The sequence below is a fragment of the Corynebacterium curieae genome (genome assembly GCF_027570035.1).
GTDB lineage: Bacteria > Actinomycetota > Actinomycetes > Mycobacteriales > Mycobacteriaceae > Corynebacterium > Corynebacterium curieae.
The window spans coordinates 193449-219301 of the sequence record NZ_JAKMUU010000001.1 but is presented as its reverse complement, the minus strand read 5'-3'; the positions used below and the strand labels follow the sequence as shown (position 1 = coordinate 219301).

Sequence of the window (25853 nt, the reverse complement as noted above, 5' to 3'; positions counted from 1 at the left end):
AGATTATCGTTGTCCGCATCATCCCGTGGCGCTATGAAAAGTAGCAAACGCCAATGGCCAAAGCGCGCGCTTGCGCTCTTTGCCCTCATTGTGGTTGTTATCTATGCGCTCATCTTTTTTACTGGTAGCCGCCAAGGCACCCCAAAGCTCGGTATCGACCTGCAGGGCGGTACCCGCGTAACGCTGGCGCCGCAAGGCGAGGAGCCCACACAAGATCAGCTAAAGCAGGCGCGCACAATTTTGGAACAGCGCGTGAATGGTATGGGCGTTTCCGGCTCCGAGGTTGTTATCAATGGCAATACCTTGGTCATCACTGTCCCGGGTGAGGACGCCTCCCAGGCGCAGGCCGTGGGGCAGACCTCTCAGCTCTACTTCCGCCCCGTGGCGAAGCCCTCCATGCCGGATATGGCAAAGCTGAACAAGGAATTGGAAGACATGGCTAATCGCTGGGTCAAGTACGATGTCCTTAGCGCAGACGATGCCAATAGGCAGATGGAGCAGGTTACCAAGGCCGTCGCCGACCAAGAAGCGCAAATGACCGGAAAAAAGCCAAAGGAGCAGAAAGCTCCAAAGGTTAGCGCTAAGCCCATGGAAGAGCCTGGCAACTCCATTGAACAGGCCGAGCGCCGCGACGAGGTAACGGAGATGCTTCTCAAGGACCGGCAGTCCGAGGATCCGACCACCCAGGCGGCGGCCTCTGCGCTGATGACTTGCCAGGGCAGTACCGATCCTTTGGCCGGCGCGGATGATCCTTCCAAGCCGTTCGTTACCTGTGATTACTCCAATGGTAATCCGTACGTGCTGGAACCGGCTCCGCTTCTCAATGGCATCAAGGACGAAAACGGTACCCGCCTGACCGGTAACGAGATTGATACCAACTCGCCCATCGAGGGTGGACTCAATGGCCAGTCCGGCCAGATGGAGATTAACTTCTCCTTCAAGACTGGAAATGGCCCGAATGGTTCGCAGACCTGGGCGGACCTTACGAAGGAACACCTCAAGGATCAGGTTGCCATTACTCTTGACTCCGCGGTTATCTCGGCACCGGTAATCCAGGGCGCTACTCCGGTTGGCTCCGCTACCTCCATTACTGGTGACTTCAGCCAGGAAGAGGCAAAGAGCTTGGCAAATAATCTTAAATACGGCGCATTGCCGCTATCCTTTGCCGGTGAAAACGGCGAACCCGGCGGCACCGTTGAGTCCATCCCGCCTACACTGGGTAAAGCCGCACTGCAGGCAGGTCTCATTGCAGGTCTGGTTGGCCTCATCCTTGTGATGGCGTACTCCCTGTATTACTTCCGCGCCCTTGCGGGAGTCTCCCTAATCTTCCTTATCGCCTCTGGCCTCCTTACCTATGGAGCGCTGGTTCTGCTTGGTCGCTGGATCGGCTACTCGTTGGACCTTTCCGGTATCGCCGGTTTGGTAATTGGCGTGGGCGCAACGGCTGACTCCTTCGTGGTTTACTATGAGCGCATTAAGGATGAGTTGCTCGAGGGACGCACCTTCCGTTCCGCTACGCAAAAGGCGTGGGAGCGTGCTCGTGCCACCATTGTGACCGGTAACGCGGTGACCCTGATCGGCTCCGTGGTTGTCTACTTCCTTGCGATCGGTGAGGTTAAGGGCTTTGCCTTCACCATGGGGCTGACCACGGTCTTCGACCTAGTCGTCTCCTTCCTGGTGATGGCACCACTGATGCAGATGGTTGGCCGCCGTCCGGCTGCAGCCAAGCCTTCCATGAACGGTCTCGGTGGTATCTACGCCTTGGTAGAAGAGCGCCGTGAACGCGGATATTACGGTTCTAGCCGCCGCCGAGCAGGCTCCGCCGAGCGTTCTACTGACGGGGAGGCATCCACTGAGGAACCGGCAGGAAGCTCTGCTGCAGGAACCGCCCGCCCTTCAGATGCTGCGGAAGATGAGGAGAAATAAGCATGGCTGTTTCGACTAAACACAGAATTTCCCGAATGGATCGCCTCTATGAGGACGAGCGCGGTTATGACTTCATTGGTCGCACCAAGCTGTGGTACGGCATAACGGCTGCGTTGGTTGTGGCTGCCGTTGCTGCGATCCTCATCCGTGGATTCTCCCTCTCGATAGACTTCGAGGGCGGCACTACTTTGTCCATGCCAGCCGGAGACCTGAAGGAAGACGAGGTAAGCCAAGTCTTCGAAGACTCCACCGGTGTAGAACCGGAGCAGGTGCACATCGTCGGCGCTGGTGACTCCGAGACGTTGGAGATTGTCTCCGAGCGCCTCAGCCAAGAGGACGTGGATGCTGCCCGTACGGCAATCTACGAAAATTTTGAGCCAAAGGATGAAAACGGCAAGGCAACGCCTGATGCCATCGGTTCCTCCACGGTGTCTGAATCTTGGGGCTCTTCTATTACCCAGCGCATGCTCATCGCCATGCTGGTCTTTTTGGTGGCTGCCACCGTCTATGTGGCCATCCGCCTGCAAAAGACCATGGCGTTTGCCGCCATCATCGCGCTCATCGCGGATGGCGTAATCATCGCCGGTATTTATGCGCTCTTTGGTTTTGAAGTTTCCCCAGCCGTAATCATTGGTTTGCTTACGGTGCTGACTTTCTCCATGTATGACTCGGTCATTGTTTTTGACAAGATCAACGAGAATACGGAAGGCCTTGAAGGTCAACGGAAGAAGACCTTTGCTGAGCTGACTAACTTGGCGATCAACCAGACGGTAATGCGTTCGATCTCCACCTCGGTGATTTCCGCACTGCCTATCATCGCGCTCTTTGTGGTGGCCGTCTGGCTCATGGGCATTGGTACCTTGCGCGATTTGGCACTCATTCAGCTTATTGGCGTGGTGGAAGGAATCTTCTCTTCCATTTTCTTTGCCACCCCATTGGTTGTCACCTTTGCCAACCTATCTAAGAAGATTAAGCGCCATAATAAGCGCGTTGCGGACTACCGGGCCGGAAAGAGCGACGAGGGCGAGCCTGATACTGCCCCAGCATCCGGCCGTACCGTGGTATCTCCAGCAAGTGCTAAGCCTAGCTCGGTAGAGGGCGACGCCGAATCATCCGAGCCCACCGGCCACCCAGGCGCTACCTGGCGCCCAGGGCGCTAGGCTGCGGTAATAGGGCACTGGCGGATTAGTAGCTGAAGTGAGGACACATAGCAGTGTTTAAGGGAGAAGGCATGTCCGGTGGACAGCACTGGGGAAAGAAGGCTGCCGCTGCGTGCGCGTCGCTTCTTGTACTAGGCGCGGCAGCCTGTAGCGGTCAAGGCGGTGAGCAGGGTTCATCCGATACTCCTCAAGAGCCGGAGTCCTATGGATACTTCGGCTACCAAGTTAATTCACGGCTGGCCACCACCAATGCCGGTACCTCCTTTGGCGATGCCACATCCGCGGGATTGTTGTCCACGCGTTTATACCCGGGGCTTTTCGTGCCAGGCCCGTCTGGCGAATTGATTCCCAACGCGGACCTCGTAGAGACTGAGGAGCTACCGCCCGTTGCAGGCAGCGACCAGCGCAGTGTGCAATTAACACTGGAAGACGATGCCGTGTTTACTGACGGCACCCCAGTTACTTGCGATGACTATTATTTGGCATATTCCGCTGGTACCCACCCAGTTGAATTCGCCTCCCATATGCCGCTGATGAATGACATCGCGGATTTTAGCTGTGAACCGCAAAGCAAAACTTTCACCCTTACTTTTAACAAGGATCAGGGTCAACGCTGGCGCCACATGTTTGGCGCCGGCACAGTTATGCCCGCCCATGCTTTGGCTGATAAAGCCGGCTTGAGTATGGAACAACTCCATTCGGCGCTGGCGGCTGAGGACATGCAAGCGCTCGCCCCAGTCGCGGATGCGTGGCGGTACGGCTTCTCAGTAGCGAAGGATCAATTTGATTCGAATTTGCAGGTGTCTTTCGGCCCCTACGTCATCGACAAAATAGGCGACGAGGGTGAGGTAATTCTCAAGGCAAATGGGAAGTACTTTGGGGATGCCCCAGCTGAGGACCACATTGTTGTGTGGCCAGCAAATGCAGACGCCCAAAAACTTGCAGACAAGGGAACACTGCGCGTGGTGGATTCCGGCAGCGAAGACCCAGATTGGCTTGCTAGCACCAAGAATGAGGCAGGAGAGACCCCGTATGAGGTGACTCCGATGGTAGGTGAACTAACTGATACGTTGACGTTGTCTGAGTCCGGAGTATTTGCCGAGCCTTGGGCGCGGGACAGCTTTGCCGCGTGCGTCGATCAGCAGGCGGTTGCCCAGGCAAGCTCCGAGGCTTCAGGGGTCGAGGTTCCGCCCGCTTATTTGCGCACTGTTTCTGCTACCGACCCAGTAGCTGGCGGTCTGGATAAGGTGGGCAAAGACCACCAAGGCACGGATATGGCTCAAGCGGGACAGCTTAACGGCACGACCATCAAGGTTGGCTACTTAGGCCCAGATAATCGGTATAAGGCGATGGTGGAGCAGCTGCGCGCGTCCTGCGAGCCGGCCGGCATTACCATCGAGGACGCCTCCGCGGAATTTATGTCCCAACACTATTTGGAAATGGATCCGGAAACCTGGGCGCCTACCGTCGATGCATTCCTCGGCCCGGTGAATCCCCACACGGAATACTCCGCAGTTGAGTCAACCATGAAAAACTCCGCTGACTTAAAAAAGACGGAAGATGCCTTATGGAAGGATGTTCCCTCCATTCCACTCGCCGCACAGCCGCGCGCATTCCTTGTCCGCCGCGACGTGGAAGGTGTCCTGCCGTACACTGGCGTCTCGGGCATCGGCTGGAATATGGACCGCTGGCACAGCACCGCCCCAGCTGAAAAGAACTAGGCCGCACACAGCGGCCGTTAACGACCTCTCGCAAAAATTTCTCAAGGAAGATTATGAGCTCGCATTACGAATCAGCAGCACAGGCACTCAAGGATAAGGTTCGCCTCGTTCAAGACTTTCCAGAGGAAGGCATCCTTTTTGAGGACCTCACCCCAGTCTTGGCGGATCCAGAGGCATTTCGCACTGTAGTGGACGGTTTGGCTGCCGCCTGCGAGGAATTGGGCGCGGACATGATTGGAGGCTTGGACGCCCGTGGATTCCTCCTCGGCTCGGCCGTAGCTTACAAGATGGGCTTGGGTATTCTTGCCATCCGCAAGAAGGGCAAGCTTCCGCCTCCGGTATTTACAGAAGAATACGAGCTAGAGTACGGCTCCGCGGCGCTGGAGATTCCGGCCAGCGGCGTTGATATCAAGGGCAAGCGCGTAGTGCTTGTCGACGACGTCCTAGCCACCGGTGGCACCCTCCACGGCGCTAAGCTACTGCTCGAGTCCGCAGGCGCGGAAGTTGCGGGCAATGTTGTGGTACTTGAGGTCAAGGGCCTCAATGGACGTGAGCGCTTATCCGGCCCACCGCTCATTGTGCTAAATGCCACAGACTAAGATGAGGTGTCTAAGCTAGATCCCACGATCTAGAGGGACATGAGGCCACATGGAAAAGGTGGCACTTCGAAGGGCGGTAGATATGGCCATGGACAAACCAGTTAAGCGCCAAACAGGCGGGGGAATGCGCAGTATGTCAGCCCGCCTAGCCCGTTCGCTCACCGGCGGCCGAGTCAAGGTGAACCCGGTGCTGGACCCGTTGATGTCCATTCACCGCAAGTTTCATCCCAAGGCCGATGCGGATCTACTCAATCGCGCCTATGACACTGCGGAGCGCCTGCATGACGGGGTTTTCCGGAAGTCCGGGGAGCCGTATATTACCCACCCGCTTGCCGTGGCCACTATCGCTGCCGAAATCGGCATGGATACCACCACCATCGTGGCCGCGCTCCTGCATGACACCGTGGAGGATACGGACTATTCCCTAGAGGATCTCACCCGAGACTTCGGCCCCGAGGTAGCCCGCTTGGTTGATGGCGTAACCAAACTGGATAAAGTGGCGCTTGGTTCGGCAGCAGAGGCGGAAACAATCCGCAAGATGATTGTCGCGATGGCCACCGATCCGCGAGTGCTGGTGATCAAGGTAAGCGATCGCCTCCATAATATGCGCACGATGCGGTTCCTCCCGCCCGAAAAGCAAGCCAAGAAAGCGCGCCAAACCCTCGAGGTTATTGCTCCGCTGGCCCACCGCTTGGGTATGGCTAGCGTTAAGTGGGAGCTCGAAGATCTCGCTTTTGCCATCCTGTATCCCAAGAAGTATGACGAAATCGTACGCATGGTGGCAGACCGCGCCCCCTCGCGTGATCGCGCGCTAAAAGAGATCATTAGCCAAGTCAGCGCAGCGCTGAAGCAAAACGGCATAGAGGCCGAGGTGATGGGCCGCCCGAAGCACTATTGGTCCATTTATCAGAAGATGATCGTGCGCGGCCGCGACTTCGCGGAGATCTTTGACTTAGTGGGTATCCGCATCTTGGTAGAGGACGTGAACAGCTGTTACGCCGCCATCGGCGTGGTACATTCCATCTACCAAGCTTTGCCTGGGCGTTTTAAGGACTATATATCCTCGCCGCGATTCGGTGTCTATCAATCGCTGCACACCACCGTTTTGGCACAAGGCGGCGCCACCTTGGAGGTTCAGGTCCGCACTCATGAGATGCACTACAACGCCGAGTTTGGCGTTGCCGCCCACTGGCGCTACAAGGAAACCAAGGGTAGGAATTCGGGCCACCAAGAAGAAGTGGACCAGATGGCCTGGATGCGCCAGCTCCTTGACTGGCAAAAGGAAGCCGCAGATCCCAATGAGTTCCTAGACTCGTTGCGCTATGACTTAACCGCCAGGCAGATTTTTGCCTTTACCCCGAAGGGCGATGTGGTGAACCTACCTGCGGGCTCGACTCCGGTAGATTTTGCCTACGCAGTACACACTGAGGTCGGGCACAGGTGCATCGGTGCCAAGGTCAACGGCAAGCTCGTGGCGTTGGAATCGAAGCTGAAATCCGGCGATAAGGTAGAAATCTTTACCTCCAAAGATCCTAATGCTGGTCCTTCGCGTGATTGGCAGGACTTCTTGGTGTCGGCTCGCGCCAAGACCAAGGTACGGCAATGGTTTGCCAAAGAGCGCCGCGAAGAACATCTAGAAGCGGGACGCGATGCCCTTGCCACTGAGGTACAGCGTGGCGGCCTGCCTATGCACCGCCTGTTTACGGCAAGTTCGATGAAACAGGTAGCTGAACAACTGCACTATTCTGACGTCGATTCGCTTTATACCGCGATTGGTGCTGGCCACGTGTCTGCACAGCATGTGGCCAATCAGCTGGTTGCTATGTTCGGCGATCACGATGACGCAGTTGACACTCTCGCTTCGCGTACGCCGCTATCTGAGATTGAGAATTCTAGGGCTCAGCACACGGAAGATTCTGCTTCAGGTACCGGTATCTTGGTGGAAGGCAGCCCAGATGTCATGGCTAAATTGGCTAAGTGCTGCCAACCTGTGCCAGGAGATACCATTTTTGGTTTCGTTACTCGTGGCGGCGGCGTGTCGGTTCACCGTGCGGACTGCACTAATGCGGAAAAGCTCAAGGCGGAGCCGGAGCGAATGATGCAGGTGGAGTGGTCATCTCGCACTTCTGCGACCGGTGCATTTTCTGCTACTTTGCAGCTCGAAGCACTTGACCGTCAAGGGTTGCTCTCGGAGCTTACTCGTGTCATGAGCGACCAAAGCATCAACGTGCTGACCATGAATTCCAATCGCGGCGATGACCATATTGCGACTGTGCGGTTCACCTTTTCCGTTTCTGACACCAAGCAACTGGGTACGCTGATGACTACGCTGCGCAATACCGAAGGTGTCTTTGACGTCTACCGAGTGACCGCGTAGCTTCCTTCGTCTTTACCCTCAAGGAGGGGAGGGCAAGCAACGCTTGGGCATCGGTGAGGTTACTGGTTTGTGAATTCTTGGCTGCTGGGAGGTAAATCGCCAGCAGCCTAGCTTAATGGCTCCTGCCAAATAGTTAGCAAAGCGATATAAATTATCCTGTCGCTTTCTACTATCTAGGAGTACTTCAATGCAGTTCCGTCGCATAGGCCAACTCGTGGCCGCCACTACCGTCTCTGCCGTAGCTCTCTCCGGTGCGCAGGCGGTAGCACAGGAGAACAAGACCACCATCTCCGTCACTAATATCACCGACATTCACGGCCACTTGGAAGATAAGGTTGGTGACCCAGCTAAAGCTGGCGATGAGATCGGCGTAGCTCGCCTGCAGTCCCTTATCAAGCAGGTAAATGAGGGCCAAGAGTTCAACCTAACCTCATCGGGCGATAATGTGGGCGGTTCTGCCTTCGTTTCTGCTATTTCCGATGATAAGTACACGCTCGAGGCTCTCAATCAGATGGGTATGAAGGCATCTGCAGTAGGTAACCACGAGTTCGATAAGGGCACTGAGGACTTAACGGACCGCATTCAGCCTAACTCTAAGTTTCCAATCTTGGGCGCCAACGTGGTCAAGGACGGCAAGTCTTTGCTAAAGCCTTCTCACGTTGAAGACGTCGACGGCGTCAAGGTGGGCTATGTCGGCACCGTAACGGAAAACACCAAGTACAAGGTATCCGCAGCCAAGATCCCCGGCGTTACCTTCACGGATCCAGTAAAGGCCACCAACGATGAGGCCACCCGCCTGAAGGAGACCGGTGAGGCAGACGTTGTTGTCGCGCTATTCCATGAGGACGCCCAAGAGTATGCCCAGGGATTCAACAAGGACGTAGACGTACTCTTCGGCGGTGATACTCACCAGCGCACCAAGGGCGAAATCCCCCGCGAAGGTGCACTGCCATTGCAGTGGGCGCAGGGTCATGAGTATGGCAAGCTGCTTAACGATGTTGACATTACCTTTGACAAGTCCGCCAAGAAGGTAGTCGATATCAAGCTCAGCCAGTACGATGCTACGGACGCCGCTGCTGTTGAGCCGGACGCTGACATTGCCGCCGTCGTCGAGAAGGCGCAGAAGGAGGCCGAGGTAGAAGGCTCTAAGACTGCAGGCAACGTCAAGCAGGATCTCTTCCGCGGCTCGGACGAAGGTGCAGAGGCAGGCTCCAACCGCGGTGTAGAATCCACCCTTAACAACTTCATCGCGGATGGCCAACGCTATGCCATGAGCAAGCAGGTAGGCGAGGATATCGAAATCGGTGTTATGAACGCCGGTGGTGTACGTGCCGATTTGAAGGGCGGAGACGTTACCTACAAGGACATCTTTGAGGTACAGCCTTTTGGCAACTCCGTGATTACAGCCAAGATTTCCGGTGAGGAGTTCATCAAGGCCTTGGAAAACCAGTGGCAGGAGGGAAGCCGTCCACGCCTTGCCATGGGGCTTTCCAATAATGTCCAGGTGGTCTACGACCAGAAGGCTGGCAAGGGTGAGCGCGTAAAGTCCGTGACTATCAATGGCGAGCCAATTGATCCGAAGAAGGATTACTCCATTGCGCTGTCTTCGTTCCTTGCTTCCAGCGACGAAGAGGCAGGCGGTGACGGTTACTTTAACGCTGGTTCCATCAAGAGCAAGAACGATGTGGGATACATGGATACTCAGGCCATGATCGATTACATCAAGTCAGGTGAATCTGAGGTCCGTACGGGACAAGGGCAGATCGGTGCCCACATTGAAGGTGAAGTGAAGCCGGGTAAGGAAATCACCGTCGAGCTGTCGAGCCTCAATTACTCCACCGATGGTGAGCCAATGGCTAAGAAGGCCACTGTGAAGCTGGGTGACGCTAAGCAGACCGTCGACATCGACAACTCCGCTCAAGAGGGCGATGCGCAATATGGTGAGCGCGGTCGCGCGACGGTGAAGCTTACCGTTCCAGAGAATCTGAGCGGAAACCAAAAACTGGAGATCACCACTGACGCTGGTACTAAGGCTTCTCTGCCCCTCGAGGTAGCCGGTGACGGCTCCCAGGTGCCGAGCACCAATCCTGAGCCTAAGGGTTCCTCTTTGTCCTCCCATGGCTCTTCCGTGGGTGGTGCAGTATTTGCCATCGTAGCGGCGCTCGTTGCTGGTATTGCAGTCGTGGGGATGAATCCGCAGATTCTTCCTGCCCCTGCTCGCAAGATGATTGAGGACCTGCGCAAGCAGTTCCATATTTAAACCGCAATCTAAGCGAAACCGCGCCCTTTACGGTGTTAGGCGGAGCATTTCTTCCCAACAAGGGAGAGGTGCTCCGCCTCTTTCCTTATGCCTAGCCGGGGCCAGGTAACCTAACAATCGTGGATACTCTAGAACTATTTCTGCGTGAGGCAACCTACCAACTGGGAATTGAATGGCATCGTATCCCAGTTGTGGTCGTGGCTACTTTGGGTATCTATTTAGCCTTCATGGTCCTAGTAAAAGTATTCGGTTCCCGTGTGCTGACCTCCATGACGGCTTCTGATGCCATCATCATTATTATGTTCGGCGCAGTTGCCGGCCGCGTTATCGTGGGTAATCCACCAACTCTAGCTGCTGGTGTTATTGGTTTGACTACTCTAATGGCGTTAGAGGCCGCGTTTGGAACCATCCGCAAGGTGGTGAAGTGGACGCGCTTTCTCGACCGGCGGCCAGTTCTCCTAGTCTTTCGCGGAGAGATGATCGAAGAATATTTGAGTCTGGCACATATTACTAAGTCAGATATCTATTCTGCTGCCCGCAAGGCGGGCATTAGCCGCATGGAGGATGTGCAGATCATGATCCTTGAGCCGACGGGCCATATTTCCGTTATCAAGGTCGGGCAAACCATCGATCCTGAGCTATTTAGAGACTTAGCTGGTGCCGAATACATTGAGGACGCAAAGGATTTCTAGAACTGGCCCTGACCGCCTGCATCCAATGTTGGGAGGCGAGAACAATGCGAATTGCTTGCTGGGCAGGAATCTTCTTGGTCCCAGCTTACCCGGTTGTGAGCTGCACCAACTAGCCGGCAAAGACGCGAAAAAGCCGCTACAACCCGCAGTGGGAAGTAACGGCTTAAGAATCGCTATGAAGCGGTGACCTTACTTGCCGAAAGGCAGGTCAAGGTACTTGTCGGCGAAAGCGAAGGCGGTGCCCAAGGCGCTGATTACAGCGGTGAATACACCAATCCAAGCCTTGATCTCATCCGGATCCAAGTCTTTGATGGAAGAGCCTTCCTTCGGCTCCTTAGACGGTTCGGTGGTTTTAGCTGTAGCCGTAGTGTTAGCTCCTGCGGTCTTGGACGGCTTAGCCTCAACGGACTTGGTGGCAGTGGTTGTCTCAGCAGCGGTAGCTACAGTGGTGCCAGCGAAGGTCATGGACAGAGCGGTTGCACCAGCAACAAGTGCCTTGCGGGAGAAAAGCTTCATGTTTGATTCCTAACAAGCTTGGTGATGTTCAAAGACGACTCAAATATTAGACAGGCTGACAGGCTTCTGCAACAGTATCGGCAGGTTTTTGTTCATTCGCTGGACTAACTGAAAGTCTACTATGTGCTGCATGTTTACTTGTGGGACTGGTGTGATCTGGGGGAATTTTAGTGACCTAGTGTTTCTGCAGCTAAACCCTCATATTCAGGCTTAAGTTAAATTAAGGAAAACGAAAGCCCCGGCGCATTCGTCCGCGGTGAAAGTGGCGAATGCTCGGGGCTTTAGCCCTTCCCCCGTTAGGGGGTGTGAGCCGGGGAAGGGTTAAGGGGAGGCGTCGTCAAGCAGGGCTTTTACGTTCTTAAGCTTTTACGGTTGCCTTCATAATCTTGACTTCCTTGGCTGGCTTGCCATCTGGTTGGCCGCCTTCCACACCGGCCTTGGCAATCTTATCCATCGTCTTCATTCCTTCATCGCTAATGGTGGCGAAGTAGGTATAGCTCGGAGCAAGTTCAGAATCGTCGTAGTTTAGGAAGAACTGAGAACCGTTGGTATCTGGGCCACTGTTCGCCATTGCCACGGAACCACGCGGGTAGATTACTGGGTTCTGTGCATCCTTCTCATCTACCTCGTCGGTGGGGTACTCATCAGCGAAGCTGAAGCCTGGGCCGCCGGAGCCGGAACCAGTCGGGTCGCCGCACTGCAAAACATTCAGGGCTCCGGAGGTCATGCGGTGGCACACGGTGTCGTCATAGTAGCCGGACTTGGCCAGTTCAGAAATCGCATTGGTGGTACATGGTGCCTTAGCGCGATCCATCTCCATCTCGATGGGGCCTTGAGAGGTCTCAAAGGAGACGGTGACGGTGCCCTTGGTGGAAATATCCTTCCCGTTCGGCCTCTTGGCGCCGTTAGAATCCTGGCCATTGTCTTCGTACTTACATGTCACCGTGTCTGGCAATGCCTTAGTGCGCTTGTCTGCGATAGGTTGTGCCTGCGGGGTTTCCTGCGAGGTCTCTGCCGCAGAGGAGTCCTCTGCTTGCACGTTTTCATCATCGCCCTCGCGGGTGGAGAGGAAATAGATACCGCCCACAAGAGCGAGGATTACTACAAGGGAGGCGGCGACGACGCCCAGCGGGCGTGCCTTTTGCTTGCGTTCGCGGGACTTTAGCTCGCGTTCGAGTTTGCTCAGCGCCTCTTCGCCGCGCTTTTGATTATTTGGCACCGGAAGTCAACCTTTCTAGCGATTATCGGTGGCATGGTTCAACCCGACTGAGTCTAGCGGTTTAATACTGCTAAGAAGGAGTCGGCACGGAAATAGCGCAAGTTCGTGGTTTAAACCAACCCAGAAGTTCCCAAAGCACCTATGGAGAATCCAATTTTCACCCGCTCCTTCTGCGTTTTGTGCAAACTGGGGAAAGGATACAGATTTAGGCCTTTGTGAAGAGTTTCCTCGGCCGGTGTATATCAGGGGGATTTCGGCTGAAAAGATGGTCCTCCGATCATTGCTTCCTAGGCCGAACTACGTCAAGATGCAGGGCATTTTCTACCGAGCCAAAGACTTGTTTCTGAGAGCTGCTATTCCAGAAATAGGCGAGCGCGCCTGATTGCTCTCGAGGTAGCTAGGGTAGTGGGTATGGAAATCTTCGGTTTTACTGCTGGGCCGTTTCAGACCAATACCTACGTGATTGCGGAAGGACGCCGCGCCTTCGTTGTGGATCCGGGTATGGATGCGATGGAACAGGTCCTTGAGCATGATTTGGACTATGAGGCAATCGTGCTCACCCATGGCCATATTGACCACACACGGGATGCGGGAACCCTTGCAGAAAGGCTCGACACACCTGTGTATATCCACCCAGCTGATCAATTCATGTTGGAAAGTGGGGAAGGCGTTTCGCCGCAGGCGCAAGAGCTTTTCGATGCCGCCCATATGACCCCCATCGCCGATGTGCGCGAGCTGCATGACGGGGAATCCCTAGAATTGCTCGGCCATACCTTTTCGCTTAAGCATGCCCCTGGGCATTCCCCGGGGTGCACCATGATTGTCTCCGAAGAATTTGCCTTAACCGGCGATGTCCTATTCGCCGGCGCTATTGGGCGCACGGATCTGCCGCACTCAGACGCCCAAGCCATGCAAAAGTCCCTTGCTGGTCCAGTGTGGAGTTTGGCAGATAATCTAACCCTCCTACCTGGCCACGGCCCGACCACCACGATGCGCAAGGAGAGGGCGACCAATCCCTTCTTCGCTACTTTGAGGGAGGTACTGTAATACCCGTGAGTAATAAGAAGCAGTTCCAAGCCCTGTCCGCTCCCAAAGGCGTCCCGGACTACTTTCCACCGCAGTCAGCCGCGTTCTATAAGGTGCGCCAGACCATGGTGGAACAGGCGCATCTGTCCGGTTTCCAGCACATTGAGCTGCCGATTTTTGAAGACACCGCGCTGTTTGCCCGGGGAGTAGGCGAGTCCACCGACGTGGTCTCGAAAGAGATGTACACTTTTGCAGACCGCGGAGATCGCTCAGTTACCTTGCGTCCAGAGGGAACCGCCGGCGTGATGCGCTCTGTCATCGAACACAACTTGGACCGTGGCCAGCTACCCGTCAAGCTCAACTATTTTGGCCCGTTTTTCCGCTACGAGCGCCCACAGGCCGGTCGCTACCGCCAGCTGCAGCAAGTAGGCGTGGAAGCTATTGGCGTGGATGATCCCGCGCTGGATGCTGAAGTAATCGCCTTGGCAGATCGTTCCTTCCGTGCACTGGGACTTACTGGTTTCCGTCTGGAGCTCACCAGCTTGGGCGATCGCAACTGCCGTCCTGCCTACCGGGAAAAGCTGCAGGAATTCCTCTTTAAACTTGACCTGGATGAGGAGACCCGTCACCGGGCGGAGATTAACCCGTTGCGCGTACTGGATGATAAGCGCCCCGAGGTGCAGGAACAGCTTGCCGACGCCCCATTGATGCTCGATCACCTCAATGACGAATGCCGCGAGCACTTCGAAACCGTCACCGGCATGCTGGATGACATGGGCGTAGCCTACGAGATCAACCCGCGTATGGTCCGCGGCTTGGACTATTACACCAAGACCTGCTTCGAATTCGTTCACGATGGACTTGGTGCGCAGTCCGGCATCGGCGGCGGTGGCCGCTACGACGGTCTTATGGCCCAGCTTGGAGGCCAGGATCTATCCGGTATCGGCTACGGCTTGGGCGTCGACCGTGCCTTGCTGGCGCTGGAAGCAGAAGGCATTACCTTAGATGGCGTTGATTCTCGCGTAGATGTCTTTGGCGTAGCACTTGGTGCCGCTGCAAAGCGCACGATGACTTCTCTTATCAATGACATCCGTAAGGCCGGCATCTCGGCGGATATGTCCTTCGGAGATCGCGGACTTAAGGGTGCGATGAAGGGCGCTGACCGGGCAGGTGCACGATTCGCGCTGGTCTTGGGAGATCAGGAGCTAGAAAACGGCACCGTCGCGCTGAAAGACCTGGCGGCGCACGAGCAGCATGATGTCAACCTGAAGGATCTGGTATCCGTCCTTGCCCGAGAAATGCACGGCGAGGCGTAGGCTTCCTCCAGTTTCAGGGCATCGCGCTTAGGCGCGGTGCCCTCTTTTTATGCCCGCAAGGTAGAGATCAATGATCTTTTCTTGAATATCTGGCTGGTAGGACTCAATATCTACTTCACGCGGGCGTGCCAAACTCAAAAGGCCCACGATGAATTCAAGGTGGGTGACACCAGGTCCGATTTCACCTTGTTGCTGCCCTAACTCAATAAAGCGCCGGCCGTTGCGCTCCAAGAGATCTCGCTGGGCGGTAAGTTCGGGGCTGAGAGAATCCAGATCCTCTGGCGCGAAGGCAGGAATGAGCGTATTTAAGCCTATGGTAAGAATATGGGTGGCGTAGGCTCTTATGTAATCTTCGCCTGAGGCAGGAGAATGCTCAAAATCTGCGATGAGGCGCTGTTGAAATTGTGCGAAAGCATTGCCCATATATCCTGCGCAGGCACGGATAAGGCTCGCGCGGTTAGGGAAGTTCCGATAAACGGTGGCTACGCTTACCCCGGCCTGATCAGCAACCTTATCTAGGGCAACATCATCGCCGTGAGCACGAAAGAGCTGACACGCCGCAGCAATGATCGCCGTGCGGCGGTGGAGGGCATCTGCTCGCATGCGAAACCTTTAGCACTCCACCTGGGAAACGCTAAAGCCCATGGTCTTAGCTAACCCGCCTAGCGAGGTCTCTTTGTATTTGGACAGCATATCGCGACCAGTTTCTGCCATGGTCTGAACCGCATTGTCCAAGGTGACGTGATGAGTACCTTCACCCATTTTGGCCATGCGTGCCGCATTAATGGACTTCACCGCACCGATAGCATTGCGCTCGATGCATGGAATCTGCACTAATCCTCCAACCGGATCACAGGTCAGGCCAAGGTTGTGCTCCAATGCGATCTCTGCGGCGTTTTCTACCTGGGCAGGCGCGGCGCCGAGTAGCTCTGCCATACCAGCGGCAGCCATAGCAGAGGCAGAACCGACCTCACCTTGACAACCAACCTCAGCTCCAGAAATAGACGCGTTTTCCTTAATGATCATGCCGATGGCACCAGCGGTCAATAGATAGCGGCGCGCCGTCGAGCGGGTAAAGTCGGCACGGAAATCACGAGCATAATGCAAAACCGCGGGAATGATGCCGCAAGCACCGTTAGTAGGCGCGGTAATTACGCGACCACCAGCGGCGTTTTGTTCATTGACGGCTAGTGCATACAGGTTTACCCATTCCATAGCGGAGAATCCACAGCTGGTGTCATCCTGGTCTCGCAACAATTGGGCATACATCTTTGGAGCGCGGCGTGGCACGCGCAGGCCCCCTGGTAGAAGGCCTTTGGTAGAAATGCCCTCGGTAACGCACTCACGCATAATGTCCCAAACCAAATCGAGGTGCTGCACGACGAATTCCGCACCGCCTTCCTCTCGGTGCAAGACTTCCTCGTTGGCTAAAACGATTTCCCAAATCGCCTTATCGTGGGCTTCGCAAAGGTTGAGTAGCTCTTCACCCGTGGTGAACTTATAAGGAACGGAGTCATCTACTTGCGCTGCTGCCACGCCGGCGGGTATCTCTTTACTTTCGGCGACTTCCGCGTCCAGTTCTGCTCGGGAGAGGATGAACCCGCCTCCGACGGAGAAGTATTCCTCCTTATCAGCAATAACATTTCCGTCTTCATCCCACGCGCTAAAGATCATTCCATTCGGATGTTGGGGAAGCGGCTCGTTGTCAAAGACGATTTCATAATCCACTGTGCCGCGTGGCCCAGTAATAGTTCCCTCGCTGGGGATAAAACCACCGGCGTGCGGTTCAGCATCGATCGGCACGCTTAGTGGATCCCATCCGGCGAGCCCGAGGATGACCGCTCTGTCAGATGCGTGCCCGCGACCGGTGGCAGAGAGGGAACCGCGCAACTCGGTATACACCTTGGCCGGATGCGTCTCGAGCGAATCGAGGAAGTGCTTAGCAGCACGCATTGGCCCCACGGTGTGAGAAGAGGAGGGGCCAATACCAATGGAGAAGATGTCCGTGACGCTAATTGTCATAGTTAAGCTATGCCGAACCTTTCTGGGAGGATGAGTAACAGATTCTTGTACTGATCGAGCAAGGAAATCAAGATAGAACCGGAGAGCAAAAGGGGGATTTTATGTGACCAGCGTAGCGAAAGCCACACTTGCTATCAATCACAGCAAATGCATGGACGGACCGCAGTTTTGTCCTATTTCTCGTAACCGTTCAGCAACTTCTCCAAGGGGATGAAGCTATCCTTCGACAGTGCGGTGGCAGGGCGGCCGCCCTGATTACTGAAGTCCTCCGCGATCCCGGTGACCCGATCTCTCGGAGCTACTATTTGGTCCGCCAGCTGATTTGCCGAGCGTTCGATACGAGCCGCAATGCGATCGCCCTCTGGAGTGCCAAAGTCTTCCGCTGCCTGAAATACCCCTGTCGGCACCACGCTCGCGTGTAGATAGTTAAATAGCGGCCGAAGTGCATAGTCCAAAATCAGGGAGTGACGCGAGGACCCAGCAGTGGCGGCGATGATGGTGGGAAGCCCGTCTAGTGCGGCTGGCTCCAAGGTGTCAAAGAACATTTTGAATAGGCCCGAATAACTGCCTTGGAATACAGGGGTGACGGCAATTAATCCATCAGCGTGGGTAACTAAGTGCTTTGCCTTAGCTAATAGGGGTGTCTGAGCCGACCAGTCGGTCATTGCTGTGGCCAGTTCGCCAGCCAGATCGCGAATTTCGATTACGTCTACCCGAGTCCCTTCACCTCGTGCGCAAATCTTGGCACGGGTAGCTTCCGCTAGCCTGTCTGCCAGCTTGCGTGAGGAAGATGGTTGGGAAAGGCCAGCTGAGATAACTAGGAGAGAGCGCATAATCTACTTAAATCTCCTTTCCTGGACTGACCTTAAAGTGTGGTGAGCTCGGTTCAGAAAGCAAGCTGACGTGCGTCGGAGGATCAGAAGGAATGTGGCTCGGTCGGCGCTGCTCGAAGCGACGACGCAATTCTGGGACTACTTGCTTTCCGAGGATTTCAATCTGTTCTAAAACTACCTCTTGCGGCAGCCCGGCATGATCAATCAGGAATAGCTGTCGTTGATAGTCGCCCGCCCATTCAGCGAAGCTAAGAGTCTTTTCTATTACTTGTTCTACGGTGCCTACTGTCAGCGGGGTCTGCGCCGTGAAGTCTTCGAGGCTCGGGCCGTGGCCATAGACTGGGGCGTTGTCGAAGTACGGGCGGAAGAAATCTTTCGCTTCCTGCTCGGTATCGCCGATAAAGACTTGTCCGCCAAGTCCCACGATTGCTTGGTCTGCTTGACCATGGCCGTAGCTTGCAAAGCGGTGCCGATAAAGATTCACTAACTGAGCGGTGTGCTCCCTATTCCAAAAGATATTGTTATGGAAAAATCCATCGCCGTAGTAGGCGGCTTGCTCGGCAATCTGTGGCGAGCGAATTGAACCATGCCAGATAAACGGCGGAACCCCATCTAATGGGACCGGAGTCGCGGTAAACCCTTCCAATCCAGCACGGAACTTTCCTTGCCAGTTAACAACCGGCTCGCGCCAGAGCTTACGCAGAAGGTGATAGTTCTCAATGGCCAAAGGGATTCCCTGCTGGATGTCCTTGCCGAACCACGGATAGACTGGGCTGGTATTTCCACGGCCTAGCATGAGATCTACGCGACCGTCAGCAAGGTGCTGCAGGAAGGCGTAGTCCTCTGCGATCTTTACTGGGTCATTGGTAGTGATGAGGGTGGTTGCAGTAGACAGCTGCAAGCGCTCCGTTTGGGCGGCGATATACGCCAAATGCGTAGTAGGCGAGGACGGCACGAAAGGCGGGTTGTGGTGCTCGCCGGTGGCAAAGACGTCCAAGCCGACTTCTTCAGCCTTGAGCGCAATCTCCGTTAAGTTTCGGATGCGCTCAGATTCAGTGGGGGTCTTTCCCGAGACAGGATCAGTAGTTAGATCCCCAATACTGAATATGCCGAATTGCATGGTTGCCTTTCTATGCGGTGCACAGGAGTAAAATAAACGCAGCGCCTACGTCTGGCGAATTACTCCCATTCTAGGGCATCAAAAAGTGCCGGTAGATCGGCTGGGGTGACCAAGCGCAGGGGAGTCTCATTCACTTTGCCGTGTTCCGTGATGACGGCTGCACAAGGGCGGTGTCCTTGGCTATCGGTTTCGGATAAAGAATCCATCGTCTCCTGCACGCTTGCTGTTCGGGCAAGGAAGATGGCGCGATCGCTGGGTTCTTTGTATTTCACAATGTCTGCTATGTCTGCAGCATCGAGCACGTGATTATCGCTGAGATCTGCGGCGACCCACCGCGCAATGGTGTTGGTGGTCAGCAAAGCGGTGAAGGTGCCCTCATCGTAGATGGGAATCTGGGAAAAATCCTTATCCTTAATAACTCTAAAGGCCTCCATGATGGAGGTGGAGGAGGTCAAGGTAAACACTTTTCGCGGGTGCAAAACGTGGAGGGTATCGGGAGGGGAAACTACTACCTCTCGGAGAGCGGAGATCTGTTTGACCACTGCCTCGTGTGGTTCTGCGATGGGCTCTGATTTGTAGTAGCGTCCGTGAGAAATCGCATTGCGTAGATTAGAAAAGTCTTTGAGCGCTTCGGCTTGCTTTGTAGAAAGAATGTGCTTGTCGCGTGCCTTGTCTACGATCCACCAGAAGGAATCCGAGTTTTCCGCTTTAAGGGTGGAGCGCAAGTGCTGTTCAATGTCATTAAATGCGGCTAAGAATGCAGTGGCTCGGTGCGCGGTCATATGGGCCAGTGTAGAGAAGGGGGCGTCGCCAAGCAGAGCGCTTGCTTAGGCTACCGAAGGAAAATCCGCTAGCCCCGGCAAAACTGCCGGTGAGGCTAGCGGATGCGGTGAGCCCGCCGAGGATACGCGGCGAGAGAACGTCCTAGAAGACTACGCGCAACACGGACACGGTAATTGCAGCGATGACTGCTGCGGCGGGAAGAGTGATGACCCATGCCAAAGCGATAGGCTTCATCAGGTTCCAGTTAGCTGCCTTATTGACAATTCCAACGCCTAGCACGGCGCCGATGAGAATGTGGGTGGAAGACACAGGGAGACCCAAAATGGAGGAACCCATCACCACACCGGCCGCGGCAAGCTCAGCAGCGAAGCCAGAGGAAGGGTGCATTTGCGTCAAGCCGGAGCCCACAGTCTGAATCACAAAGCGGCCAATGAACCACAGGCCAGAAATGAGAGCGACACCCATGGCAATCATGACGGCAACGGGGACGGCAGCTTCATCGCTTACTTGGCCGGTCTTGAGGACGTCAATAACCGCAGCGAAGGGGCCAATGGCGTTCGCAATATCGTTGGAACCGTGGGAAAAGGCGAAAGCAGAGGCGGTAAATACCTGCATCCAGGAAAAGAGCAGGAAGGTGGACTTAGCCAGGGACTTCTTATTTAGAGAGCGGGCGAAGATGAATACAGCCATCCATACCACTGCGCCAACCATGCCCATGACCAATAGGTTTTGCAGAACGCTGAAGTCGATTCCGGTGTGCTTGAGGCCCTTGAACATGACCATGGCGGAAATGATGATGGCACCAATGGCGGCTAGCACCGGTACCCAGCTCTCCAAGGCGTGGTGGGCCTTGACGTCATCCATGTCCTTATTCAGGTTATACAGATCGCGGTAGTACTCAGATTCCAGCTGATCCGGATCGAAGTCTTCTTCTGCCACCAAAGCTGCGTCCCGGGCCATAGCGTTGGTGTAGCTGATCTGCTGGATCTCATTGAGGCGAGCAAAGCGAGTCTTATGCTCTTGGCGCAACTCCGCGCGGCGGGTCTTGATTTCGCGCAGTTTCTGGTCCGCTTCCTCGTTGTAGACCAAGATCGAGGTCTTAATCCATTTGAACAGGATGAAAGCGGCGATACCGCCGAAGACAGGGGAGAGGACCCCACGAGATAGCAATGGTGCCAATTTCGCCCCACTGCACCATGCCCCAGCCGCCCTTGCCGGTAATGAAGCCGACGGTGAGCGCGGCGCCGACGATGGAGTGGGTGGTGGAGACAGGCCAGCCCATACGAGTGGCAACGAGTAGCCAAATCGCCGCACCCAGCAGGGATGCCATCATGATGTAGACGAATTCCATGGGGTCTAGCCCATCGATGGCGTCAAGGTCCACCATTCCGGATCGGACGGTATCGGTGACTTCACCGCCGGCGAGGATGGCGCCGGAGACCTCGAAGATAGCGGCAACAACGAAGGCCTGCTTCATAGACAACGTTCCAGCACCTACGGAGGTACCGAAGGAATTGGCAACGTCATTGCCGCCAATATTAAAGGCCATGAACAGGGCGAAGAGAATGGCGGCGCCTAGGAGAATGGGCTTAGAGCCATCGACGTAGTCGTGGCCCCAGATCATAAAGCCGATGAGGGTAACGGCGGTAAGGCCGCCGAAGATGGCGTGCCAAATCCAGTCGTTGCCCTTGCCATTGACGGCTTCGATATCCGTCATTTGAGCGGTAGGGGTAGACACAGGAGGAACCTTTCAGGAAAGCGTGCACAAGAGGTATCACCGCGCGTCACAGCGTGGTGAGAGGGGATTCTTAAGGGGAATTACTTATCTAGAGAATGCACGCTCAGACTAAGGTTCCTAGGTGTCCGGAAAGTGAACTTAAGGTGTGGAACCCGTAAGGTAATGTGGCTATTGGCGAACATAATGACCGCCGCTGTAGGCGGCGGCCGCATTTAGGGCTTTAGCCGCGGTAAGCGCCGCGCCCCAAGGTGTCGCACTGGGACATCTTTCCGGAGTTATATCCAGCAAGGAACGCTTTTTCTCGCTGCTCTGATGAGCCATGCGTCCACGAGTCGGGTTGAACCTGGCCGCCGGATCGACGCTGAATGTTGTCATCGCCCACCGCTTGAGCAGCGGCGACAGCGTCTGAGACCTGTTCTTTGGTGATCGGCTCTAGCAAGGGGTTGTCCCCTTTGTCGGCGTAGGAAGCCCACAGGCCCGCGTAGCAGTCAGCCTGCAACTCGATTTTTACGGCGTTGGAATCGGCGCCCGGGTCGTTGTAGTCAGATAGCCCAAGGGTGCCCTCCAAGTTTTGAATGTGGTGGCCGAATTCGTGGGCGACGATATACATGCGGGCCAAGGGCGCATTATCGGCGCCGAAATTCCGCAGCGAGTCAAAGAATCCGGTATCAAAATATGCGGACTCATCGCGCGGGCAGTAAAAGGGGCCGGTAGAAGAAGAGGCTGCACCACAACCGGTATTGACACCACCGTGGAAAACCACGCGTTCCGGTTCCGTGTATTGGATATCTGCTTGCTCCGGCAGGACTTTTGTCCAGATATTATCTACACTTCGGCCGGTAAACTCCACTAAGCACTCGTCCTTAGTGTTTCCGTCTTCGGCAGTTTGGCAGTCGGGGCTTCCTCCCTGAGCGGCATCGCCAGACTGATTTTGGTCACTTCCCAAAATCGAGCCTAAGTCCGAGGGATTGCCTCCTAGCAAGAGGAAGAGGCCCACCAATACAATCGAGCCAACGCCACCGCCGATGGCGATGCCACCGCCGCCACCGCCAGAACGAGCTTCCTTGCCACCGAAATCGGCACCTGATCTAAAGGTCATGTCTAAATAGTGCCACATGGCCCCGATTAGCACAGGATAAAGATGCCGGTGGAAAGTACCCGGGGGCTAAGGGCGCAGGCATCGAGATATTTAGGCTTGCCTAGTGGTTACCTAACTGCGCTCCGTGTACCGGTAGGGATGTAGAATTGTGCGCGTTCCTAGTCTTGTGTTTGGTTTGGCGCGCGCTGTTTACGCGTGGCGGGACCCGCAAGTGACACCATTTTTAGAAGGGATTGAACAACAGTGCTGCGTACCCACTTAGCTGGTGAGCTCCGCAAAGAACTCGCAGGAGAGACCGTCACCCTAACCGGTTGGGTTTCCCGCCGCCGCGATCACGGTGGTGTGATCTTTATTGACCTGCGCGATCGCTCCGGTATCGCACAGGTCGTCTTCCGCGAATCCGATGTGGCGGAGCGCGCCCACGATCTGCGTTCGGAATACTGCGTTAAGGTCACCGGTACCGTAGAGCCTCGCCCTGAGGGCTCGGAAAACCCCAACTTGCCCTCCGGTGAAATCGAGGTCAACGTCGCGGATCTTGAGGTTCTCAATAAGTCCGCAGCGCTGCCGTTTCAGATTGATGATCCTTCCACCTCGGGTGAGGTGGGCGAGGAGACTCGCCTGAAGTACCGCTACTTGGACCTGCGCCGTGAGCGCCAGGCAAAGGCGCTGCGCCTGCGCTCCGCGGCTAACCGCGCAGCCCGCAAGGTACTGGATTCTCATGATTTTGCCGAGATCGAGACCCCAACCCTGACCCGTTCCACCCCGGAGGGCGCACGTGACTTCCTGGTTCCAGCGCGCTTGAAACCAGGCACGTGGTACGCGTTGCCGCAGTCCCCACAGCTTTTCAAGCAGCTGCTCATGGTTGCTGGCATGGAGCGCTACTACCAGATTGCTCGTTGCTACCGTGACGAAGACTTCCGCGCTGACCGCCAGCCGGAGTTTACTCAGCTGGACGTTGAGATGTCCTTCGTAGATCAAGATGATGTCATTGCCTTGGCTGAGGAGATTGTCACCGAGCTATGGAAGCTCATTGGCTATGAGATCAAGACTCCGATCCCTCGCATGACTTACGCTGATGCGATGAAGTATTACGGCTCTGATAAGCCGGACCTGCGCTTCGATATCAAGATTGTGGAGTGTACCGAATTCTTCAAGGACACGACCTTCCGCGTATTCCAGAACGATTACGTAGGCGCCGTTGTGATGGAGGGCGGAGCCTCCCAGCCACGCCGTCAGTTCGATGCTTGGCAGGACTGGGCTAAGCAGCGCGGTGCAAAGGGCTTGGCCTACATCACTGTGGGCGAGGACGGCACTTTGGGCGGTCCGGTAGCCAAGAACATCACGGATGCTGAGCGCGAGGGCATTGCGGAGCACGTCGGCGCTAAGCCGGGCGACGCCATCTTCTTTGCCGCTGGTGACACCAAGTCTTCCCGTGCGCTTCTGGGCGCCGCTCGTGGCGAGATTGCCAAGAAGCTGGACCTTATCAAGGAAGGCGACTGGGCCTTTACCTGGGTCGTTGATGCCCCGCTCTTCGAGCCTTCTGCGGATGCAACCGCTTCGGGCGACGTCGCTTTGGGCCATTCCAAGTGGACTGCGGTTCACCACGCCTTTACCTCTCCGAAGCCGGAGTGGCTCGATTCCTTCGATCAGAATCCGGGCGAGGCTACTGCTTACGCTTATGACATCGTCTGCAACGGCAACGAAATCGGTGGCGGCTCCATTCGTATCCACCAAGAGGACGTCCAAAAGCGCGTTTTCGATGTCATGGGTATCGGTGATGAGGAAGCGCAGGAGAAGTTCGGCTTCCTGCTCGATGCCTTCTCCTACGGTGCTCCGCCACACGGCGGCATCGCCTTCGGCTGGGACCGCATTGTCTCCCTGTTGGGTGGCTTCGACTCCATCCGCGACGTCATTGCCTTCCCGAAGTCCGGCGGTGGCGTAGACCCGCTTACCGACGCCCCAGCGGCAATTCCGGCCGCACAGCGTAAGGAGACTGGCGTAGACTACAAGCCGGAAAAGAAGAAGGAACAGGATAAGGCAGGTTCCACGGCGGGAGAGAACGCTGAGGAAAAATAGGTAATTAGCCTATTAACACTGCCTTTAAGGCACACCTGGCGGGGCACAGGGTAGGCCGCAGCGATTTACGCTGCGGGCGAACTTGTGACCCCGCTTTGGTGTGAGGGGGCATACTGGATAGAACTATGGTTGAAAACGAGACAGTGCTGTCACCCGAGGAAGTCATCAAGGCCGCCTCGGAGATGTTGTCGCGCCGCTTTGGCGGCACCCCGGAGATGTCGAGCGTGGAGCGCTTGGACGGCTCCGGCAATGCAATGGTCCTGCGAGCCAGGATTGCCCCCAGCGCCTTTTTGCCCCATCGTTCTGTGGTGGTTAAGTACAACCCAGTAACTGGGTATGGCGTTGATGATGCGGCTATGTTGCGTGAAGTTGTGGCCTATCAATTCACTACGGCCCTCTCTGAAGACGTCCGCCCAGGGCCAGTGCTCTTGGCTCATGATCTTGAGCAACGCATTATTGTTTTGACGGACTTGGGCGAGGGGGAGACGCTTGCCGACGTCCTTGTTCAATCCTCTGATGAAGACCGAGTCCGCGTGCTGCGATCGCTGGGTAGCGCGTTGGGACATATGCATGCCGGGACTGCTGGGCATGAGCAGGATTACGAAACCTTGCTTAATCGCATGCTGCGCAAGAACCCCGAATTGGCGCCGCATCAATCCGTGCGCGATGAGGCATTGCAGCGCTCCATTGGTATCGGCCTAGATCTATTGGACAAGGCAGGCCTCGATGCGCCAGCAAGTTTCCGGGATCTGGCTGAACAAGCGGCTAGGTCTTTGGCCTCGGGCAAGGATAGGGCCTTTACCCCCTTTGACTTATCTCCGGATAACATTATCGTTTCCCAGCGGTTGCATTTCTTGGACTACGAGTGGGCGGGTTTCCGGAACGTCGGCTTTGACGTGGCTTGCGTTATAGCTGGATTCCCGCAGTTTCTGTTCTCCAAGCCGATAACGGACGAGGAAGCCGATATTTTCATCTCTGCGTGGTCCCGTGCGGTATCTGAGGTCTGGCCGCTTTTTGCTGATACCGATGAGATCCATGGCCTCATCGTGGCTTCACTTATCGGTTGGGCTCTGTCGAGCGTGACTACCATGCATGCCGGCGGCATAGAAGGCTTGGTCGCACTGGCCAGGGGAGAGGCCGAGGTCTTTCATGATCCACAAAGGTCTATCTTGCGACCGGCTGATCACGGGCCGTTCACGGAAGATGAATTGCTCGTGCGCCGCGACCTTTATGAAACATTTGAAGCCCTTTCGCGCTACACCGCGCGCTGTGATGGTCCCGCCTGCGCACCAATCGCAGAGTTTGGTAGTGCCATCGCCCGCCGCGTAGATGATGAGTAAGTAGAGATAAGCGCCCGCGCAGTCCAAGGA

At 55.8% G+C, this 25853-nt stretch carries 19 protein-coding genes and 1 pseudogene; 11 read left to right on the top strand and 9 right to left on the bottom strand.

Going from position 1 to position 25853, the window contains the following annotated elements:
- The first annotated feature begins 33 nt into the window (after positions 1-33).
- From secD to L8V01_RS00970, 7 genes are all read left to right on the top strand, one after another.
- Complete coding sequence (gene secD, locus L8V01_RS01000; RefSeq protein WP_269945317.1) at positions 34-1926, top strand: protein translocase subunit SecD; 1893 nt, start codon at positions 34-36, stop codon at positions 1924-1926.
- A 2-nt stretch (positions 1927-1928) separates the two neighbouring features.
- A complete protein-coding gene (gene secF, locus L8V01_RS00995) occupies positions 1929-3086 on the top strand; it encodes a protein translocase subunit SecF (protein ID WP_269945316.1) in 1158 nt (385 codons plus the stop codon).
- A 53-nt stretch (positions 3087-3139) separates the two neighbouring features.
- Complete coding sequence (locus L8V01_RS00990; RefSeq protein WP_269945315.1) at positions 3140-4807, top strand: ABC transporter substrate-binding protein; 1668 nt, start codon at positions 3140-3142, stop codon at positions 4805-4807.
- Between the two features lie 53 nt (positions 4808-4860).
- Positions 4861-5406 carry an adenine phosphoribosyltransferase gene (locus tag L8V01_RS00985; RefSeq protein ID WP_239235234.1) on the top strand — a complete coding sequence of 182 codons (546 nt, stop codon included), beginning with the start codon at positions 4861-4863 and terminating at the stop codon, positions 5404-5406.
- 88 nt (positions 5407-5494) lie between these two features.
- Entirely contained in the window at positions 5495-7783 is a 2289-nt protein-coding gene (locus L8V01_RS00980) for a RelA/SpoT family protein (protein WP_269945881.1), read from the top strand.
- Positions 7784-7970: 187 nt separating this feature from the next.
- The gene (locus L8V01_RS00975) at positions 7971-10043 is read left to right on the top strand and encodes a bifunctional metallophosphatase/5'-nucleotidase (RefSeq protein WP_269945314.1); all 2073 of its coding nucleotides are present in this window, start codon (positions 7971-7973) and stop codon (positions 10041-10043) included.
- Positions 10044-10162: 119 nt separating this feature from the next.
- On the top strand, positions 10163-10735 hold the full coding sequence (locus L8V01_RS00970; protein ID WP_269945313.1) for a DUF421 domain-containing protein: 573 nt from the start codon (positions 10163-10165) through the stop codon (positions 10733-10735).
- A gap of 189 nt (positions 10736-10924) precedes the next feature.
- On the opposite strand, the gene L8V01_RS00965 is transcribed toward L8V01_RS00970, so the two are convergent.
- The gene (locus L8V01_RS00965; RefSeq protein WP_269945312.1) at positions 10925-11251 is read right to left on the bottom strand and encodes a hypothetical protein; all 327 of its coding nucleotides are present in this window, start codon (positions 11249-11251) and stop codon (positions 10925-10927) included.
- Positions 11252-11609: 358 nt separating this feature from the next.
- Positions 11610-12470 carry a peptidylprolyl isomerase gene (locus L8V01_RS00960; RefSeq protein WP_269945311.1) on the bottom strand — a complete coding sequence of 287 codons (861 nt, stop codon included), beginning with the start codon at positions 12468-12470 and terminating at the stop codon, positions 11610-11612.
- 411 nt (positions 12471-12881) lie between these two features.
- On the opposite strand from L8V01_RS00960, the gene L8V01_RS00955 reads away from it, so the two are divergent.
- Positions 12882-13517, top strand: a complete 636-nt coding sequence (locus tag L8V01_RS00955; RefSeq protein ID WP_269945310.1) for an MBL fold metallo-hydrolase — start codon at positions 12882-12884, stop codon at positions 13515-13517.
- Positions 13518-13522: 5 nt separating this feature from the next.
- Positions 13523-14812, top strand: coding sequence for a histidine--tRNA ligase (gene hisS, locus L8V01_RS00950; RefSeq protein WP_269945309.1), 1290 nt, complete (start codon positions 13523-13525; stop codon positions 14810-14812).
- 27 nt (positions 14813-14839) lie between these two features.
- Here the strand turns inward: hisS and L8V01_RS00945 are convergent, their stop codons facing one another.
- The 7 genes and pseudogenes from L8V01_RS00945 to ypfJ form a co-directional block, all read right to left on the bottom strand.
- Complete coding sequence (locus L8V01_RS00945) at positions 14840-15415, bottom strand: TetR/AcrR family transcriptional regulator (protein WP_269945308.1); 576 nt, start codon at positions 15413-15415, stop codon at positions 14840-14842.
- Positions 15416-15424: 9 nt separating this feature from the next.
- On the bottom strand, positions 15425-16834 hold the full coding sequence (locus L8V01_RS00940) for an L-serine ammonia-lyase (RefSeq protein ID WP_269945307.1): 1410 nt from the start codon (positions 16832-16834) through the stop codon (positions 15425-15427).
- Positions 16835-17007: 173 nt separating this feature from the next.
- The gene (locus tag L8V01_RS00935) at positions 17008-17667 is read right to left on the bottom strand and encodes an FMN reductase (RefSeq protein WP_269945306.1); all 660 of its coding nucleotides are present in this window, start codon (positions 17665-17667) and stop codon (positions 17008-17010) included.
- Between the two features lie 7 nt (positions 17668-17674).
- A complete protein-coding gene (locus L8V01_RS00930; protein WP_269945305.1) occupies positions 17675-18787 on the bottom strand; it encodes an LLM class flavin-dependent oxidoreductase in 1113 nt (370 codons plus the stop codon).
- A 59-nt stretch (positions 18788-18846) separates the two neighbouring features.
- Positions 18847-19569: a CBS domain-containing protein gene (locus L8V01_RS00925; RefSeq protein ID WP_269945304.1), complete on the bottom strand. Its 723-nt coding sequence runs from the start codon at positions 19567-19569 to the stop codon at positions 18847-18849.
- Positions 19570-19711: 142 nt separating this feature from the next.
- A pseudogene (locus tag L8V01_RS00920) lies at positions 19712-21287 on the bottom strand (inorganic phosphate transporter).
- Positions 21288-21528: 241 nt separating this feature from the next.
- Positions 21529-22407 carry a KPN_02809 family neutral zinc metallopeptidase gene (gene ypfJ / locus L8V01_RS00915; protein WP_269945303.1) on the bottom strand — a complete coding sequence of 293 codons (879 nt, stop codon included), beginning with the start codon at positions 22405-22407 and terminating at the stop codon, positions 21529-21531.
- A 243-nt stretch (positions 22408-22650) separates the two neighbouring features.
- Here ypfJ and aspS point away from each other — a divergent pair, with 243 nt between their 5' ends.
- Entirely contained in the window at positions 22651-24483 is a 1833-nt protein-coding gene (gene aspS, locus L8V01_RS00910) for an aspartate--tRNA ligase (protein WP_269945302.1), read from the top strand.
- 125 nt (positions 24484-24608) lie between these two features.
- Entirely contained in the window at positions 24609-25823 is a 1215-nt protein-coding gene (locus tag L8V01_RS00905) for a protein kinase family protein (protein ID WP_269945301.1), read from the top strand.
- Positions 25824-25853: the final 30 nt, after the last annotated feature.

Bases quoted from the DNA above. Each gene is read 5' to 3' on its own strand.
- secD (WP_269945317.1), top strand. From the start codon at position 34: ATGAAAAGTAGCAAACGCCAATGGCCAAAGCGCGCGCTTGCGCTCTTT.
- secF (WP_269945316.1), top strand. From the start codon at position 1,929: ATGGCTGTTTCGACTAAACACAGAATTTCCCGAATGGATCGCCTCTAT.
- L8V01_RS00985 (WP_239235234.1), top strand. From the start codon at position 4,861: ATGAGCTCGCATTACGAATCAGCAGCACAGGCACTCAAGGATAAGGTT.
- L8V01_RS00980 (WP_269945881.1), top strand. From the start codon at position 5,495: ATGGACAAACCAGTTAAGCGCCAAACAGGCGGGGGAATGCGCAGTATG.
- L8V01_RS00975 (WP_269945314.1), top strand. From the start codon at position 7,971: ATGCAGTTCCGTCGCATAGGCCAACTCGTGGCCGCCACTACCGTCTCT.
- L8V01_RS00965 (WP_269945312.1), bottom strand. From the start codon at position 11,251: ATGAAGCTTTTCTCCCGCAAGGCACTTGTTGCTGGTGCAACCGCTCTG.
- L8V01_RS00955 (WP_269945310.1), top strand. From the start codon at position 12,882: ATGGAAATCTTCGGTTTTACTGCTGGGCCGTTTCAGACCAATACCTAC.
- L8V01_RS00945 (WP_269945308.1), bottom strand. From the start codon at position 15,415: ATGCGAGCAGATGCCCTCCACCGCCGCACGGCGATCATTGCTGCGGCG.
- L8V01_RS00940 (WP_269945307.1), bottom strand. From the start codon at position 16,834: ATGACAATTAGCGTCACGGACATCTTCTCCATTGGTATTGGCCCCTCC.
- L8V01_RS00935 (WP_269945306.1), bottom strand. From the start codon at position 17,667: ATGCGCTCTCTCCTAGTTATCTCAGCTGGCCTTTCCCAACCATCTTCC.
- L8V01_RS00930 (WP_269945305.1), bottom strand. From the start codon at position 18,787: ATGCAATTCGGCATATTCAGTATTGGGGATCTAACTACTGATCCTGTC.
- L8V01_RS00925 (WP_269945304.1), bottom strand. From the start codon at position 19,569: ATGACCGCGCACCGAGCCACTGCATTCTTAGCCGCATTTAATGACATT.
- ypfJ (WP_269945303.1), bottom strand. From the start codon at position 22,407: ATGACCTTTAGATCAGGTGCCGATTTCGGTGGCAAGGAAGCTCGTTCT.
- L8V01_RS00905 (WP_269945301.1), top strand. From the start codon at position 24,609: ATGGTTGAAAACGAGACAGTGCTGTCACCCGAGGAAGTCATCAAGGCC.